Origin of the sequence: Salipaludibacillus sp. CUR1 (genome assembly GCF_021028955.1) — a bacterium.
Taxonomy (GTDB): Bacteria; Bacillota; Bacilli; order Bacillales; family Salisediminibacteriaceae; genus Salipaludibacillus.
In genome coordinates this window covers 31,553-47,488 of sequence record NZ_JAIWPE010000032.1, presented here as the reverse complement: position 1 = coordinate 47,488, position 15,936 = coordinate 31,553, and the positions used below count along the sequence as shown (strand labels likewise).

Below are 15,936 nucleotides of genomic sequence, written 5' to 3'. Positions count from 1 at the left end.
TTTTTTCCATTGCAGGTACATATCTTCTCTGGCCATGACAACTCTCCTTATCTTCATTTCTTAATCAGAGTATCGCATGGCATAAGGAAAAGGAGAAGGTGTAGTTGGTTTGACGCTTACTTATAAGCAATATGTATGGTGCATCTAGCTTTTTTTAATGTTGAGAACAAGTAAGTTAAATTAATTTTGCCTAGATAAATAAGTCTGTGCACAAAAATGTACACAGATGAATGATAATAAACACAATTGAAATAAACTTTATACTTAGATAATATTGTTCCTTAAAAATGTACGATAGATACCATCCTCCACAGCTGATTCTGTAATTTCATCAGCTGCCTTTTTTAATTCCTCTGTAGCATTTTTCATAGCTACTCTATAATTTACAGCATTAAACATTCTAATATCATTACTTCCATCGCCTATAGCTAATGTTTGTTCAAATGCTATATCTGCTTTCTTTTCTATTAATTTTATTGCAGTAAATTTATCTACTCCCTTCAAGGCAATTTCCCCGCTATCTCTTCCAAATTGGGGAACGGTTGATCTGTACATATTATATTCTCGTGCTATATTCTTCTCTATCTGCTCATATGAATTGGGGGAACTGCCAATAAATGATATTTTATTGATTTTCCCATAGTCCACTTTCATACGATTATTTGTCTCCAACAGTCCGAAAAACCAGTCAAATTCAGCAATTGCTTGCTCACTTTCTTCACTATCTTCAACTAATCCTTTAGTGACTGTTTCTTTTATAAGACTTGCACAATTTTCACTGCCATACAATCCTTCATTGGATTCAAGATAATAACCCGAACCGTAACTCTCTAAAACTTGAATTATACTTTTCACTTCTTCTTCTGTAAAAGTTGTGTGAAAAATGTTTTCTGATCCAACATCTATACATCCACCACCAGCACTTATCACGCCGTCAAAACCGATGGATGTAATCTCAGAAGTGAGTTCCGGGATTGACCTCCCTGTACACAAATAAACACTATGTCCGATTTCTCTTGCTTTCCGGATTGCATAGATTGCACTCTCAGGTACTTCTCCATTAGGCATACACAAAGTACCATCTACATCGATAAATATGTGTTTTTTCATTTTACCTCTCCACTCTATCAATAATAATTTGAAGCTATTTATTTACAGTATCCAATAATTACAAAATGAAGAGTACTATAGACTTTTTTATTGTTCAACCGATTTTATTATATATTTCTAACAATCAAAAATATGTCGTTCACACAACTTATTTTACAATGCTTCGGGACATTGCTATTTATAGATACTATTTTATTTGTACAAAGCCACAAATTCACATGTATATTTGTGGCTTTGTAATTTTGTGAACTGAAAAATTTATTAAGGTGTTACAAATTAGATTATTCAGCGCGGCCTTTTTCAACGAACTTCATGTCATCTATTCCTAAAATTGAATAATCATCTTCTAAATGTTTTATCGTAGAAATACTTGAATTACCAACATGAACAATACCTTGATCACTATCGATCATCTCTAAAATGGATGCTATAGCCATACCGTGAGCAACAACAATAATTTCTTTATGCCCTTCATCTTTCGCAATAGATACAATATTTTCTAGACCTTCTTCTAGGCGGTTGGTTATTTCATCCCATGTTTCAGCTTCACCTGTTTCATCAAGCTCTGCCACAGCATTAATGACATCACTAATTTGATAGCCACCAGTCATAACATCATTCATATCATCTGCACCAATGAGGTCCATTATGTCATCCCACATAACTGGGTTTGGTAAGCCCTCGTATTTTCCAAAATACATTTCACGGAAATGGTGCATTGCATCAAGCTCAAGTTCGTGCCCACTTTCACCAATAATTATTTCAGCGGTTTCAATTGAACGACCAGCATCACTACTATAAATAGCATCTAAATCCATTTCTGTTAACCCTTTACCTAGATCAATAGCAACTTCTCTTCCTTCTTCTGTAAGAGGTGTATCAGACCAACCTTGTACATGGTCCATAGTGTTGAATATTGTTTTACCGTGTCTAGTTAAATGAATCTCGATACCTTCATCAGAGCTAGTGGATTCTTCAGCGCTCTTATCATTAGCACATCCGAATAACAAACTACTAACTAAAATGAATATTAAAACGGCTATGAATTTTTTCATTGGTTAAATCTCCTTTAAATAATAATTTTATAATTTTTCACCGTTCGTAGATATTACATCTTTATACCAGTAGAACGAATCTTTTCTAATTCGTTCGAGCGTTCCATTCCCTTTGTCATCCTGGTCTACATAAATAAAACCGTATCGCTTACTCATCTGTGATGTTCCGCAGCTGATTAGATCGATGCACCCCCAAGTGGTGTAGCCCATTAATTCAACACCATCTTTTACCGCTTCCTTCATTTCAATAATGTGTTTTCGGATATAATCTATACGATACTCATCATGTATTTTCTTGTCCTCTGTGAGAACGTCTTTTGCTCCTAAACCATTTTCAACAAGAAATAAAGGAACTTGATATCGATCGTAGAGTTTATTCAGAGAGATTCTTAGTCCTACTGGATCAATTGGCCAGTCCCATTCGGATAATTCTAAATACTCGTTTTTAATAGGACTGTCAAATGTGCCAGCCAACTTCATAGCATCTGGACGGTATTCAGTAACATGTGACATGTAATAACTAAAGGCAACATAGTCAACCGTGCCTTCTGCAAGGATAACGTCATCCCCTTCCAAAGTATTAAGTTGTATACCTTGTTCATTGAAATATCTAACCATATATGAAGGATATGAACCTCTGACTTTTACATCAGGATAAAACATATTCAATTGTTCAGCTTTAACAGCTTGTAACTGATCTTCAGGTTTTGTTGTCTTTGCATAAGACTCAATTTGATTGATCATACAACCGATTTTTGCATCTGGTGAGATTTCTCTAGCTGCCTTGACAGCCAATGCACTCGCTAAAAATTGGTGGTGTGATGCCTGATAAGCAGCTTGAAGAGAATTCTCCACTTTATCAGCTAAAACACCAGCACCTGTATACAGACTATTCAGGTTCATGTTCATTTCATTAAAGGTAATCCAATATTTCACCTTACCCTTGTAGCGATCGAACAGAACACGTGCATATTTTTCAAATAATGCCACAAGTTCACGGCTGACCCACCCGTTATATCTTTTAGTTAACTCGATGGGCATCTCATAGTGGGACATCGTCACGAGTGGTTCAATCCCATACTTTTCACATTCATCAAACACTTTGTCATAGAATGCAAGTCCTTCTTCGTTAGGACGATCTTCCAACCCTGTTGGAAAAATACGTGCCCACGAAATTGACAAGCGGAAAACTTTAAATCCCATCTCTGCAAATAATGCAATATCTTCCTTATACCTGTGATAAAAATCAATTCCCCATCTCTTAGGAAACAAATAATCTTCCGGCCGTTCACTGTACTTTGCCAATTCTTCAGACGTGACATCAAATGTAAAGTTATTGACTTTGCCAGTCGCATAAGGGTCTTTAAAAGCAGCAAAGTCAGATGTTGAAAGTCCTTTCCCGCCTAAATTGTAGGCCCCTTCAATCTGATTGGCAGCAGTAGCTCCTCCCCATAAAAAATCCTTTGAAAAACCATCAGTAACTTTAGTCATGTTTATTCCTCCTATAAAATAATTTGGTGATATATCAAAATCACTTAATTAACATAAGTAATTTTTGATCGCAAGCTTTAACTTCATTTGACTTAACTGTTACAACTTCAAGAAATTCTGGAGTATTTGTAACAATAACCGGAGAAAGTGGAGAAACTCCTTGATCTTTCAAGTAGTCCATGTCAAATTCGATTAACTTATCTCCTTTTATGATTTTTTGTCCATCTTTTACTAATAAACGAAATCCCTCACCTTTTAAATTAACTGTATCTAAGCCGACATGAATGAGGACTTCCACGCCGTCATCCGAACGTAATCCTATAGCATGGTTTGTTGGAGTTGTAGCTATTACTTGTCCTGAAAAGGGTGCATATACTATTCCTTCTGACGGTTGAATTGCCACACCTTTCCCCATTTTTTCTGATGAAAATGTCTCGTCGTCCACTTCACTTAAAGGGTGCATTTTACCAGATATAGGGGATGATACACTTATAGGTTGCTTCAGGTTTTTATCATTGTTTTCTTTTTCTGTTACTGGTGTTGATATTTCACCAGCATCTTCATCTTTAAATCCTAATATCAACGTGATAATAAGGGCGACACTAAAACTTGAAACCACCCCGATTAGCGCAAAAATCATATTGTTAGTTCCGGGCATAATGTACGTCGGCAATGACATAATTCCAGGAATTGTAAATGAAGTCGCTTTTACTGAAAGTGCACCAAAGATTGCACCTCCAGTTGCGCCACCAATTAAACTTGCGTAAAAAGGTTTCTTAAGTCTTAATGTAACACCATAAATTGCAGGCTCGGTTATCCCGAATACGGCAGGAATAAATGAAGAAAATGAAATTTGTTTCATTTTCTTGTTTTTTGTTTTCAGAAATACCCCTAATACAGCCCCCGCTTGAGCAAGGTTAGCGGCAAGGTTCATTGGCAAAAGCATTATATCGTACCCATGTCGTTCAAAGCTGGCAAAGGTACTTGGGAAAAAAGCATAATGCATGCCGGTGATTACGATAACAGGCATCAACCCACCCATTAATAATCCTGCAGCTAGACCGGAAACTGAAAAAATGGTAGTAAAAAATGACTCCAGATAAGAACCGATATACATCCCCATTGGCGCGAGCACTTTGAGCATTATTGGAGCCGTAATGATTAGACTCAGTAACGGAATAAAAACAATATTGAGTGATTTAGGTACTGCTTTTCTCAGCAATTTATTTACATAACTCAACAACCAGACAGTCAGTATTATTGGAATTACAGACGAAGCGTAGCTGGCCATTGGAATATCCAGACCAAGGAACTGAAGACTTGCCACCTCACCAGTGGCCGCATATTCCATGATCTGCGGATACATCAGAATACCGGCAAGAGATACTGAGATTGAGGGGTCCGCATTAAATTTTTTCGCAGCTGAGAACGCCAGCAGAAACGGTAGAAAATGAAAGGTAGCATCAGAAATAAAATGAAGAATTTCGTAGTTCGAACCTGTTTCATTCAATAAATTTAAAGCTGTAAATAATGCAAGCAACCCTTTTAATAACCCTGCTCCCACAATTGCTGGTAATATCGGAGTAAATATACCTGATATTACATCCAGAACATTTTCTATAACATTTCCACTTTTTTTACCTCTAGTCTCCGAATGTGCTGCCCCCTCAGTGATCGCATCAATCTCCTTATGAAGGTCCTCTACTCCATGACCAATAATAATCTGCAACTGGCCACTTTTAAATTGAGCTCCTAAAACACCATTAATGCTGTGCAGTTTTTCCAGCTTTACTTTCGATTGATCGGCCACATTAAATCTGAGTCTAGTAATACAGTGCCAATTTTGAATGATGTTTTTCTTTCCACCGGATAATTTAATAATTTCTTCGGCAACCTTTTTGTAATCCATCTCTTCCCCTACTTTCTTCAGAGTTTTGACAAGCATATTTTATTCAAATCTTTTAAAAGGTTGAAACGACAGATGACATGGTAAACTCTCATTCCACTTATTCAATCCCCCCGTCTGTAGGTGATATTTAATTCCAATAAAAAAACCTAAGCAACCCAATTAGCTAGTAGCTAACTTGGTTCACTTAGGTTAATGCCTCTAGGTAACACCCCTAATTAACAGCTATTCAATTTTGATTTTCTTTAACAAGCCTTTCTATATGAATGACCAAATAAACCACTTCATCATCCGATACTTTCCAACCGTATTCTTTTTCAATCATATCCTTAATCATTAGAGCACAAGCATAGCTGCGCATATATTGTTCCTGAATTAACTGACGGAAGTCATCATCCATTGTCCCCGGCGGAATCTTATTCTTTTCATTATTGTTCCGGGCAATAAAATATCTCAGATGTGTAATGAATCTCGAATACGTTACCATTTGTTTGTCGAGGTTAATTTCAAATAATCGCTGTATTATGCTAATGATTTGTTTTATGAGATTGGTAACCTGTACTGTATCTTCAATTGTCATGTGATCTAACTGTGCATTCACAAGATGAAGAGCTATAAATGACGCTTCAGCTTCCGGGAGTTTAATTCCCAGCTCACGCTCAATGATGAGCAAGGCATTTCTTCCTATCTCATGCTCAACATAATACAGATGGGGAACTTCCCATTGAAGGGGGTTATCACTGTTAATTTGATCATTGTTTTTTACTGCAAAATCAAGGTGGTCAGATAAGGAAAAGAGTAACGACTGGTTTAACTCTTTATTCAGTTTATTTTCAGCCAAAGTAACGATCTTTTCTGTGACCAACAGTATTTCTGGAGATATCCCTTTAATTCGTTCTTCCGCTTTAACTGAATCTGCAGGGCGAAAGATTTTCTGGGCCAGATTTTCATCAATCATATCCCCTTTTTTCTTTTTAAAGCCTATACCAGTTCCGAATAAAATAAACTCTTCTCCAGTGTTATTTTTTACAGCCAATACGATATTGTTGTTTAATGATTTTATGGTTTTAAGCATAACAGCTTCACTCCTAAAAAAATCATAAAAAAACACCAATATCAAAAATAACACTGAAATGATAGAAATCAATCCATGTTAAATCTGACTTGGTGGTGCCTGAAATGAATCAGTAACACTCCTGTGTCTTTTCAACTATATATTCTCATATATCATCTTTATTGTCAAGTGGTTAGTTATCCTTTTCTCAAAAGATCGTACATTCACTAGTGTTGCAAAATGAAAACAGAATATTCAGATTTATTATCCATTCTGAAAAGAGCCAAATAATAAATACCAAATAAAGGTGGCTCCATCCATCGGAATATAAAGGCGGTTTCCTTACAAAGAAAGAAGCTATTCTTGCTTCGCAAAAAGTGATTGGTGAGATTCATTCCGGCACCTACCAGGAAATAAGTACAGATAATTTCGAACCATTTATTAATAAATGGTTTTACACCCAATACCGACATGAAGTTTCAGTCACAACATTTGAAAGCAGATACTTTATTATTTCCAACCATCTTGTTCCTTACTTTGGAAAAATGTTAATTGCTAAAATAACAACTTGTGATATAGATAGATTTTACTCCGGAAAATTGGATGAAGGATATAACCCTAAAACAATTCGAGTTATGCATTCGATGCTATCACGAGGATTTGGACAAGCGATGAAATGGGGATTAATTCGAAATAATCCAATCTTAAACACCTCCCCTCCCAAAATGCATTCAAAAGGAAACTGTTATATGGTCGAAAAAGCAAGCAAAAATTTTTTTAAACCATACAAAGGACGAAGATAAAGAAATGCCCTTTTTACTGGGAATATTTACAGGGATGAGAAAAGGAGAAATATTAGGACTTAAATGGTCCGATGTGGATTTTGAAAATGGTAAAATTCATATCAGACGAACTCTCGGTCGAACTAAAAAGGGCTTGGTTTTTAAAGATCCAAAACATCAAAATCCAAAAGACAAATTTCAATCTCTCCCTACCACTAAAAAACTAATTGAACTCAAGATGAAGCAGGAAAAGGTTAAAATACGTTTATCAGAGGCTTATGAAGATAATGATATAATTATCTGCACATATAACGGAAAGCCAAAAGAACCCAGAAATTTGCTGCGAGATTTTTTACAGGATTTTAAATAAAGCTCAAGTGCCTCGAATTAGTTTTCATGACCTTCGCCACACTCATGCTACTATAATGCTTGAGCTAGGACAAAACCCAAAAGTTGTTTCTGAGCGTTTAGGCCATAGTCGTGTTGGTGTGACACTAGACATTTACTCGCATGTCAATCCTGATACCCAGAAGCAAGCCGCCCTGAAATATAAGGAAGCTTTTTTTTGAAAACGACACACTTTAGCCCGCTAAAGGTGCACAAAATGTGCGCAAACGCTGAAAATATAAAAACGACACAATTCCTCGTTGGCACGAAGAACCGCGTCGTTATAAGCAATATGTATGGTGGAGCATAGCGGGCTCGAACCGCTGACCTCCACACTGCCAGTGTGGCGCTCTCCCAGCTGAGCTAATGCCCCGAGTGATACCAAGGGTTTGACCCTCATTGGACTGAATACGGTATAAAAGTTACTTTTATAATGTACTATGTCCATGCTGTCACTGTCAAGGGTTATTTGTAAAGTATTTAAAAGTGAAGTAAACCTGGGGAGAGGGAGTTTTTTAGAAGCTCTCAGCGGTGTGAAGTTTGCTAAGTACCTGGCTCAAAGGGAAGGGCTTTTAATGGTTTTCATGTTTTGTATAAATGGAGCGGTACGAGATAAATAAAGCCCCCACCTCACATAATTTTAAACTAAGGAGGTGAGAGCTTTTTTTAAGGTTACTGTTTAGCTTCATCAACCATGTTCACTCATAGAGACCGTACTCAGTGAGAAACCACATTGAGCGTTTTTTCGATGAGTACGATATTACCGTAGTCATCTTTTCATCTTCATCTATGTTTCCTAGTACCTCATAGAGACCATACTCAGTGAGGAGTAGTTTCTATTTTGACCTGTTTTATTTTCAGAGTAAACATTGTTTACCTTGACCTCATCTACCTCATAGAGACCATACTCAGTGAGAAACCACTGTTCCTGAGTATCTCTAGCTCTGGATGTGATATAACTATTAGTTACCTCAGATATGCCCTTTAATTTCTCATCCTCATCTACCTCATAAAAGATTTCTGATTCCCTCCAAGGGTGCTCATATTGTGAGCCTCCTTTTCATCCTTATTCACTTCATAGAGACCATACTCAGTGAGGAGTAAGTCCCTCTTTCACCTGTTCTATTCTCAGCCCAAACACTGTTTGCCTTGACTTTCTCACCCTCATACCACATGAAGACCATACTCAGCGAGGAACCAGGTTGGACGGTTACTATTGTTAACCGTTATTTTTTTCTCTTCATCTAAGTTCCCTCATAGAGACCGTACTAAGTGAGGAGTAGCTTCTATTTTGACCTGACGTAAGAATTAATGACGTCAGCTTTTCATCATTATCCACCTCATATAGACCGTACTCAGTAAGGAACCAAGTCTCTCTCACTACCCCAAAACTTGGGGAGGTCGCTTTTACCTTTTCGTCAATGTCTATTGTTTCTAATATCCTATAAGAGTTTTTGGCTCCATACTCAATCCACTCAGCTACGTCTTTAGCTAGGAAGAGAGGCTCCTGCTCAGAGCCGTACACTCTAAAAGTCTTCCCTAGTAGTTCCTCTTCCACCTGTTCTATTCTCAAAGTGCATATTGTTCACTTTGATTATTTCCTCTTTACAAAGACCGTACTCAGTAAGGAAGTCTCTCTGTCTCAAGTCTCCGCTAAATGAGCGGACTTTTATCTTCATTCACCTCATAGAGACCGTACTAAGTGAGGAGCCAAGTTTTCTGACTTCCTCCTAAGGGTAGCGATACTATCGCCATCCTTTTTTCACCCTCATACCTCATAAAGACCGTATTCAGTGAGGAAAACTGTTCGAGATTTGTAATTACCAGATGTACTAATTGTACAAGTGGTTTTTTCATCCTCATCTACTGTAGATAATAGCTGTCCTGTTTTGATCTGATACAAGTATTGTTTGTATCAGCTTTTCTTCCTCACTCACTCCCCAGAGACTCTACTCAGTTAAGAAGTTTGCTAATCTGTTTTGACCTGAAGCTACTAATGGTAGTGTCAGCTTTTCTTCTTCATTAACTTCATAGAGACTGTACTCATTAAGGAAGTACATATGTTTTGACCTGAATGAACAATTAGTTCAGTTAGCTTTTCATCCTCATTCACTTCATAGATACCGTACTCAGTGAGAAACCACATTGAGCGCTTTTGACATGAGTACGATACTATCGTAGTCAGCTTTTCATCATAAAAAAGGAGCCAGCCCCTGAGAGCTAGCTCCTTAGTTTTCACTTCCCTTGGTGGTTAAAGCTTTGGAATGTGTCTAAAGAGCGCTCCAGGCTTGCTTTAGTATCCTGCTCCTGGAGTCTCTTCTTTTCCCACCTAACATAATCCAACTCATGAGAGTTCTCAAAGGTGAAGCTCTCAAGCTCCAGCCCCCTCTCAAGAGCTATACCATAAGCCCTTGTATAAACACTCTCATGGACTTCCTCCTGAGTATACTCTCCAGAGGGAAAGATAATGAACTCATCAAATACAGTGCTGTTTTCCCCTTTTTTAAACTCTGCTACATAGTAGTAATAATCTTTCATGTTTAACACTCTCCTTTTAATTGTTTTAGCTTTCTCTCTTAAGTGTTACTACTGAATATGTATACTCTCTTTGAGCTCTTCCCCCTCATAGATCATAAAAAAGTAATCTTCATCTACTCCCTTATCTTCTTCTGTTAATTCTTTGACGATAACATCAAGCTCAGGTTTAACTCTTACAAAGTCATCTGTATTAAGGACTACTACTCTCCTGGTTGTTAAAAAATAAGTAAAACCGTCTTTGATACCAAACTTTTTTAAGTCTCCCATATGTAGCCACCTCACAAGGTTTTTTGATAGTAAAGAGGGAGCTGTTAAGCTCCCATCTCACTAATACTTTCTAAATGACTTTCTTATATCCTTGAGTATCTCCTCTTGTTCACCTTTCACTTTATCTGCTGTCATTCTTACAGTTTCCTCTGAATTATCTCCTTCTACCTTAATGGCTCCATTGAAACTATGTTCATGTTGAACTGTCACTCTCTGTCTATTTCCTGTATAGTGTGAGAGCTGTACTGAGCCTGCCTCATCGTCCATATCTTTATTGAGACCGTCCATAGCTCCACCTATTTTTTTACCTACATTATCAGCCTCTTTGAGTGCTCCATCATACCAGGTAGGAAAAAAGCTTTCCCCTGACTTATCCAGGTCTGATAATGGACCTTCTTTGGCTGGTGAGAATGGTAAGAGGTTTCTCACTGAGCTCAGACCATCTGAGACAGCGCTAGAAGCTCCAGAGAAAGCAGAGGTGATACCATCAGTAAACCCACTAATCAGACCAGAACCAGCGCTAACAAAGCTGGAAGCAAAGCCTGTAATGGTGCTTATCATGTTTTCTACTCCACTCCTTACAGCGCTCACTCCATCAGAGAACATGGAAGTGAAACCGCTGACTAGATCAGAGGCTAGAGAGGTAATAAAGCTCATGACTTCTCCTGGAAGCCCACCTACTATACTCACTACTGAGCTGATACCACTTGTAAAGGTGCTTTCTCCATCTGACCACATGGAAGTAATGGAACTTATGAAATCTGAAGCCAGGGAACTAATGTAGCTCATAACCTGACCAGGGAGCCCACTAATGAAGCTGACTACTGTATCAATTCCACTGGATACCCTGCTTTCTCCGTCAGACCACATGGAAGTAATGGAGCTAACAAAGTCTGAAGCCAGGGAGCTGATATAACTCATAACCTGACCTGGTAGACCACTTATAAAGCTTACTACCGTACTAATCCCACTAGACACCCTGCTCTCACCATCAGACCACATGGAAGTAAATGAACTTATAAAGTCTGAAGCTAAAGAGGTAATATAGCTCATAACTTGCCCTGGTAATCCACTAATGAAGCTTACTACTGAACTAATCCCAGTAGAGAAAGCGCTGGTAGTATTGCTCCATAAGTTAGTCACTGAGCTGAGCATATTAGTAGCCAGATTAGTAATATAACTAAGAACTGAGCTCACTCCATTAGAGAAAGCTGTTCCTGTACTGCTCCAGAGGCTAGCTACTGAGCTTAGCATACTGCTAGCCATGTTAGTAATGTAGCTCATTACCTGCCCTGGGAGGCTTGCTACAAAGCTTATCACTGAACTAATTCCAGAGGAGAAAGCTGAGGTAGTGCTACTCCAGAGAGAAGTTACTGAGCTTAGCATACTGGTAGCCAGATTAGTAATATAACTAAGAACTGAGCTCACTCCATTAGAGAAAGCTACTCCTGTATTACTCCATAGGTTACTCACTGAGCTGAGCATACTAGTAGCCATATTAGTTATGTAGCCCAGTACCTTACCAGGTAAAGCGCTCATAAAGCTGACTACTGAGCTTATCCCATTGGATACACTCTCCTGGGCTGACTGCCACATATTAGAGAACCCTTCAGTAACATTTAAACCAAAGCTCTCCAGGATACCTACGAAAGTACCTACAAAACCAGTGAAGAAGCCTACTAGTCCATCCCATAAGTTCATAACCATAGAGATAGAAGCGTCACTCATATTTTGCCAGTGACTCATGGCTCCCTCCATATCTCCCTGGAGAAGTGAAGCGAACATTTGAACCATTTCACTCACAAACTCTATGAAGTTAAAGAACGCTGTTAAGACTGGAGCAATACCAGAAACCAGACCGTTAAAAGTAGCCAGTCCTGTAGTGAGTAAGCCTCCTATAACTACCATGACTAGCTCTAGTATGGGAATCATAGACTGGAATGAGCTTTTCATAGAATCCCATAAAGGAAGTACACCACTCATGAGGCTCTGAAAGGCTGACATAAAGGAAGACCTGAAGCTCTCTACTGCTCCTCTGACAATCTCAAAAGCTGACTGAAAGAATGGAGCGAACATTTCCCAGTTATCATATATATAGTAAGCCAGGGCTCCTAGAGCTGTCCCTGCTACTAAGAAGGGAGAGATTGAAGCTGTAGCTACTGCTAGAGCTTTTGCTTTTGCATATATAGCTGGTACGAGTGCCATTGAGACAGCTCCAGCTACTGAGGTGATTAATGGAATTAAATTATCTGGAATAAGGTTTCTTAGTGCTCCTCCTACTCCATTCTCATTAACTGAATCCTCAAAGTTTTGGAAGTGATCTGTTAAATTGTCAGTGGTCTCTCTCAAGGAGTCCATTATTCCCAGGTTATCCACTATTGACTGCCATACATCATCAAAAGCATATCTCATATTTGAAAGTGAACCTATCATTGTATTGTTGTTGGCTTCAGCTAGCCCCTCAGTGGAATCTGTAAGAGCGTCCATGAGAACCTCTTGAGCTCCTGCTGTGTCTCCAGCTTCTGTCATTGTTTCGATCTGCTTTTGTTGACTCTCAGAAAGGGAAATACCTCTCCTCTCTAGCCTGGAGATAGCGCTTGCTGGGTCTTCTAAGTATCTAGCTAATACACTAGAAGCATTTTGAAAGTCAGTATCCCAAAATGTAGCTAAGTCTGCTGTAGTGTCCATATAATCCTCTACAGAGGTGTCTCCTCTTTCAAACATATTTCTTACATTCTCCATAGCTCCTACCTGGCTCATAGCAGACCTTATGGACTCATGTTCTATTCCTGTCTTGTACTGCATTTCCTCAGCGTATGCTCCTATAGCGTCTGCTGAGGTAAAAGCGCTCATTCCAGTAGCTTCTAGAGAGTGCTCTAATCTGGTGTTAATCTGCTCTATATCTGCCAGTTGACTAACAGCCCTGCCTCCCATAGCTACTACCCCAGCACCTAAGCCAGCTACACCAGCTAGCATAGCATTGGAAGCTCCTTCAGCTCTTTCCATGGCTCCCTCTAGGTCTCCTACAGCTCCAGAGATACCCTGCATAGCGTCACTAGCATTGTCAGTAGCATTTACGAGAATATCTATAGTGTTGCTCAATAGTCTTGCACCTCCTTAAGCCAACTCAAAAAAGCCCCCTCACTGAGAGGGAGCTAAATGAGCTGGCTTATATGTATTAATTGCTTTAGTGTGTGTCGTCTTTGTCATCCATAAACAAGGCTGTAATACCTAGATTGTTAGTGTTATCTTTGTTATCTTTAGACTCTTTAAACTTCCTGTTCAGCCCCAGTACTTCTGAGAAGCGAAGCATTTTTACCTCTGAATCGTTATAACTCTGAGAGTCTCCCAGGAAGTCAGTTCCGTCTTTTCGTGCTACTTTAATACGGTTCATTACATAGCGCTCAAAGAGTGTTAAGTTAACAGGGTCTACATATTCAGGGTGCTCCTCCATGAACCAATCAATAGACCAATTATAAAACTCTACCTCAGCCTCAGTGAGTGTACTTTTGAAGTCCTTAGAATAAATACCGTGAATCATGTTAGCCTGCGGATTAAGCTGTCTTTTGCTCTTCATCTTTCCCTCCTCGGTAGTAGGTCCAGTAGTTTTCCCCCCATGGAGAGCGCACCTACCTTTACTCTCAGATACTGGCTTTCTCTTGCAAGTTCTATAATCTTTGGAGGCTCCCATAACAGCCCCACAAATTGTAGACTCTCTTTTGAGCTTTCTTTTGAGCTCCTTTAATCTATCCCAGTCTTCATTTCTCCTAGCTTCCTGAGCCTCTTTAGCTACTTTCTCCAGCTCAGGGTCAACCTTATAGGGTCTCCCTTTTCCAGCCATTCTCCTCTCACCTCTTTTAGTTATAATGAATTGCCATATTTTCTAACGTGTTCCTCATAGAACTTATCCAGCTTTTTGGCTTCCCTTTTCTGGTCTTGCTCCTCAAAGAATTTATTCATCTTTTCCTCCAGCTCCTCTATGCTCTGTTTACCAAGTTGCTTTCTTTTAAGTTGTTCTAGCTCAGCTTTTCGCTGGAGTTTTTTATCTACCTCTTCAAAAGCTTGTTTTACAGCTTGCTCTGCAAAGCTCTCATTTTCAATACCTGTTTTCTTGTTCCCCATGGTATAACCCCCTTTTAATTTAAAATTGCTTGCTCCATACCTAACTCATCTTGAATACTTATTAGCTCCTCAATATCATAGTGAGCCAGGAAAGATCTCTCAAAGGTCTCCAGCTCTTCCAGAGCGAACTTTAATAGGTGAGTGCTTCCAGTCTCCTGATAGTACTTAGAAGCCACCTCATAAGACTGGTTTAATCTCTGGTAGTTAACCTTTATATTTTCCATTAAATACTCACCTCTTAAGATAATTTTTCCTTAGTGTAACTCTCCAGCCTTCCGCTCCCTCGTTCTTGAAGGTATCCAGCTAGAGAGTTACTCTAAGAGTGTTACTGGTGTTGCTTTAAATTACTTTGCGTCTCTTTCAAGCTCCTTCCAATCTCAATCATTTTAAGTTCATCCTTGAGGAGACTGTCTCTAAAATCTTGCTTCCTCTTGAAAGAATCCAGCTCTCTCTTACTATGAACCTTCCGCTCCTCCAAGAGCTGTAAAAACTCCTCACTCTTAATAGCCCTTTTGCTCTTGCTTCCATCCCCTTTAAAGAACATTGAAATATTCACCTCTTTAGTTTTTTCTCTCAATAGCTCTTACTTACCGAGTAGCTTCTTAACATCTTTCAGCACCTTCTCAGTTTCCTTTTTAGCTTTGGCTTTAGCCTTTTCATTTGTTTCATAAGCCTTCTCCTGGAGGTGAGCATGTTCTTGTCCAAAGCGCTCACTTGTTTTTACTCCAGCTAGCTTTTTGAGGGCTCTAGGGTTTGCTAATCCTGACTTTTTATCAGCTAAATCCTGGAGTTTTTCTAACTCTTTACTTAGGATAGTGGCTTTAGTGGAAATTTCCACTTCCTGAGCGTATTCCTCGCAAGCCTCATCAATCTCAGCCTGTTTCTTTTGCTTAATTAGCTCTGACAGCTCAGAGGAGACCTCAGAGGCTTCTTTATTGAGTTTTTCAATCTCCTTGTCAAGGTCTTTAATAGCCTTGCTAAACTTATCAGTTTTCTTTTTAACTGAAGCTGAATCATCAATCATTAACTCAGTTTCTGAAAGCTTAAGTGCATTGGTAAGTTTATCTCTTTTGTTTTTCTCCTCCTGAATCTTCTCGTTAACCTGGCTCTTTTTCTCCTGCACCTTTTCAATCTCGCTCTTAAATAGTTTCATAATCCAATCCCTCCAAAGTTGTTTTTAATCCAATATAAATAGCCCACCTCATTTAGAGCTGGGGAGTTACC

General features: G+C 38.8%; 17 protein-coding genes and 1 tRNA gene. 3 read left to right on the top strand and 15 right to left on the bottom strand.

All coding sequences use genetic code 11. The annotated features are described in order from the left end of the window. Positions 1 to 264: 264 nt before the first annotated feature. The 5 genes from K8O68_RS07785 to K8O68_RS07765 form a co-directional block, all read right to left on the bottom strand. Entirely contained in the window at positions 265 to 1,110 is an 846-nt protein-coding gene (locus K8O68_RS07785) for a Cof-type HAD-IIB family hydrolase (protein WP_230896348.1), read from the bottom strand. A gap of 281 nt (positions 1,111 to 1,391) precedes the next feature. After that, entirely contained in the window at positions 1,392 to 2,165 is a 774-nt protein-coding gene (locus tag K8O68_RS07780) for a histidine phosphatase family protein (protein WP_230896347.1), read from the bottom strand. 27 nt (positions 2,166 to 2,192) lie between these two features. Beyond that, positions 2,193 to 3,656 carry a glycoside hydrolase family 1 protein gene (locus K8O68_RS07775; RefSeq protein ID WP_230896346.1) on the bottom strand — a complete coding sequence of 488 codons (1,464 nt, stop codon included), beginning with the start codon at positions 3,654 to 3,656 and terminating at the stop codon, positions 2,193 to 2,195. Between the two features lie 40 nt (positions 3,657 to 3,696). Continuing rightward, on the bottom strand, positions 3,697 to 5,565 hold the full coding sequence (locus K8O68_RS07770) for a beta-glucoside-specific PTS transporter subunit IIABC (RefSeq protein WP_230896345.1): 1,869 nt from the start codon (positions 5,563 to 5,565) through the stop codon (positions 3,697 to 3,699). 226 nt (positions 5,566 to 5,791) lie between these two features. Then, entirely contained in the window at positions 5,792 to 6,637 is an 846-nt protein-coding gene (locus K8O68_RS07765; protein WP_230896344.1) for a PRD domain-containing protein, read from the bottom strand. Positions 6,638 to 6,993: 356 nt separating this feature from the next. Between K8O68_RS07765 and K8O68_RS21590 the strand changes: the two genes are divergently transcribed. Genes K8O68_RS21590 through K8O68_RS21585 form a run of 3 tightly spaced genes read left to right on the top strand, consistent with a single transcriptional unit; the run spans position 6,994 to position 7,967 of the window. Next, positions 6,994 to 7,419, top strand: coding sequence for a tyrosine-type recombinase/integrase (locus K8O68_RS21590; RefSeq protein ID WP_370640501.1), 426 nt, complete (start codon positions 6,994 to 6,996; stop codon positions 7,417 to 7,419). Further along, a complete protein-coding gene (locus K8O68_RS07760; RefSeq protein WP_370640502.1) occupies positions 7,346 to 7,768 on the top strand; it encodes a tyrosine-type recombinase/integrase in 423 nt (140 codons plus the stop codon). The genes K8O68_RS21590 and K8O68_RS07760 overlap by 74 nt, the downstream gene beginning before the upstream one ends. Before the next feature lie 7 nt (positions 7,769 to 7,775). Then, positions 7,776 to 7,967 (top strand): tyrosine-type recombinase/integrase, encoded by a 192-nt coding sequence (locus K8O68_RS21585; protein ID WP_370640499.1) that lies wholly within the window; start codon positions 7,776 to 7,778, stop codon positions 7,965 to 7,967. 115 nt (positions 7,968 to 8,082) lie between these two features. On the opposite strand, the gene K8O68_RS07755 is transcribed toward K8O68_RS21585, so the two are convergent. The 10 genes from K8O68_RS07755 to K8O68_RS07710 form a co-directional block, all read right to left on the bottom strand. Beyond that, positions 8,083 to 8,158 (bottom strand) — tRNA-Ala (locus K8O68_RS07755). A gap of 867 nt (positions 8,159 to 9,025) precedes the next feature. Beyond that, the gene (locus tag K8O68_RS07750; protein WP_230896342.1) at positions 9,026 to 9,343 is read right to left on the bottom strand and encodes a BRO-N domain-containing protein; all 318 of its coding nucleotides are present in this window, start codon (positions 9,341 to 9,343) and stop codon (positions 9,026 to 9,028) included. A gap of 677 nt (positions 9,344 to 10,020) precedes the next feature. Then, positions 10,021 to 10,323 carry a hypothetical protein gene (locus K8O68_RS07745; protein WP_230896341.1) on the bottom strand — a complete coding sequence of 101 codons (303 nt, stop codon included), beginning with the start codon at positions 10,321 to 10,323 and terminating at the stop codon, positions 10,021 to 10,023. Positions 10,324 to 10,371: 48 nt separating this feature from the next. Next, a complete protein-coding gene (locus tag K8O68_RS07740) occupies positions 10,372 to 10,590 on the bottom strand; it encodes a hypothetical protein (RefSeq protein WP_230896340.1) in 219 nt (72 codons plus the stop codon). Positions 10,591 to 10,650: 60 nt separating this feature from the next. Next, positions 10,651 to 13,692, bottom strand: a complete 3,042-nt coding sequence (locus K8O68_RS07735; RefSeq protein ID WP_230896339.1) for a tape measure protein — start codon at positions 13,690 to 13,692, stop codon at positions 10,651 to 10,653. An 85-nt stretch (positions 13,693 to 13,777) separates the two neighbouring features. After that, positions 13,778 to 14,431 carry an HGGxSTG domain-containing protein gene (locus K8O68_RS07730; protein ID WP_230896338.1) on the bottom strand — a complete coding sequence of 218 codons (654 nt, stop codon included), beginning with the start codon at positions 14,429 to 14,431 and terminating at the stop codon, positions 13,778 to 13,780. 20 nt (positions 14,432 to 14,451) lie between these two features. Then, complete coding sequence (locus K8O68_RS07725; protein ID WP_230896337.1) at positions 14,452 to 14,712, bottom strand: hypothetical protein; 261 nt, start codon at positions 14,710 to 14,712, stop codon at positions 14,452 to 14,454. Between the two features lie 14 nt (positions 14,713 to 14,726). Beyond that, entirely contained in the window at positions 14,727 to 14,936 is a 210-nt protein-coding gene (locus K8O68_RS07720; RefSeq protein ID WP_230896336.1) for a hypothetical protein, read from the bottom strand. 101 nt (positions 14,937 to 15,037) lie between these two features. Then, on the bottom strand, positions 15,038 to 15,256 hold the full coding sequence (locus tag K8O68_RS07715) for a hypothetical protein (RefSeq protein ID WP_230896335.1): 219 nt from the start codon (positions 15,254 to 15,256) through the stop codon (positions 15,038 to 15,040). A gap of 39 nt (positions 15,257 to 15,295) precedes the next feature. Then, positions 15,296 to 15,865, bottom strand: coding sequence for a hypothetical protein (locus K8O68_RS07710; RefSeq protein WP_230896334.1), 570 nt, complete (start codon positions 15,863 to 15,865; stop codon positions 15,296 to 15,298). Positions 15,866 to 15,936 lie beyond the last annotated feature (71 nt).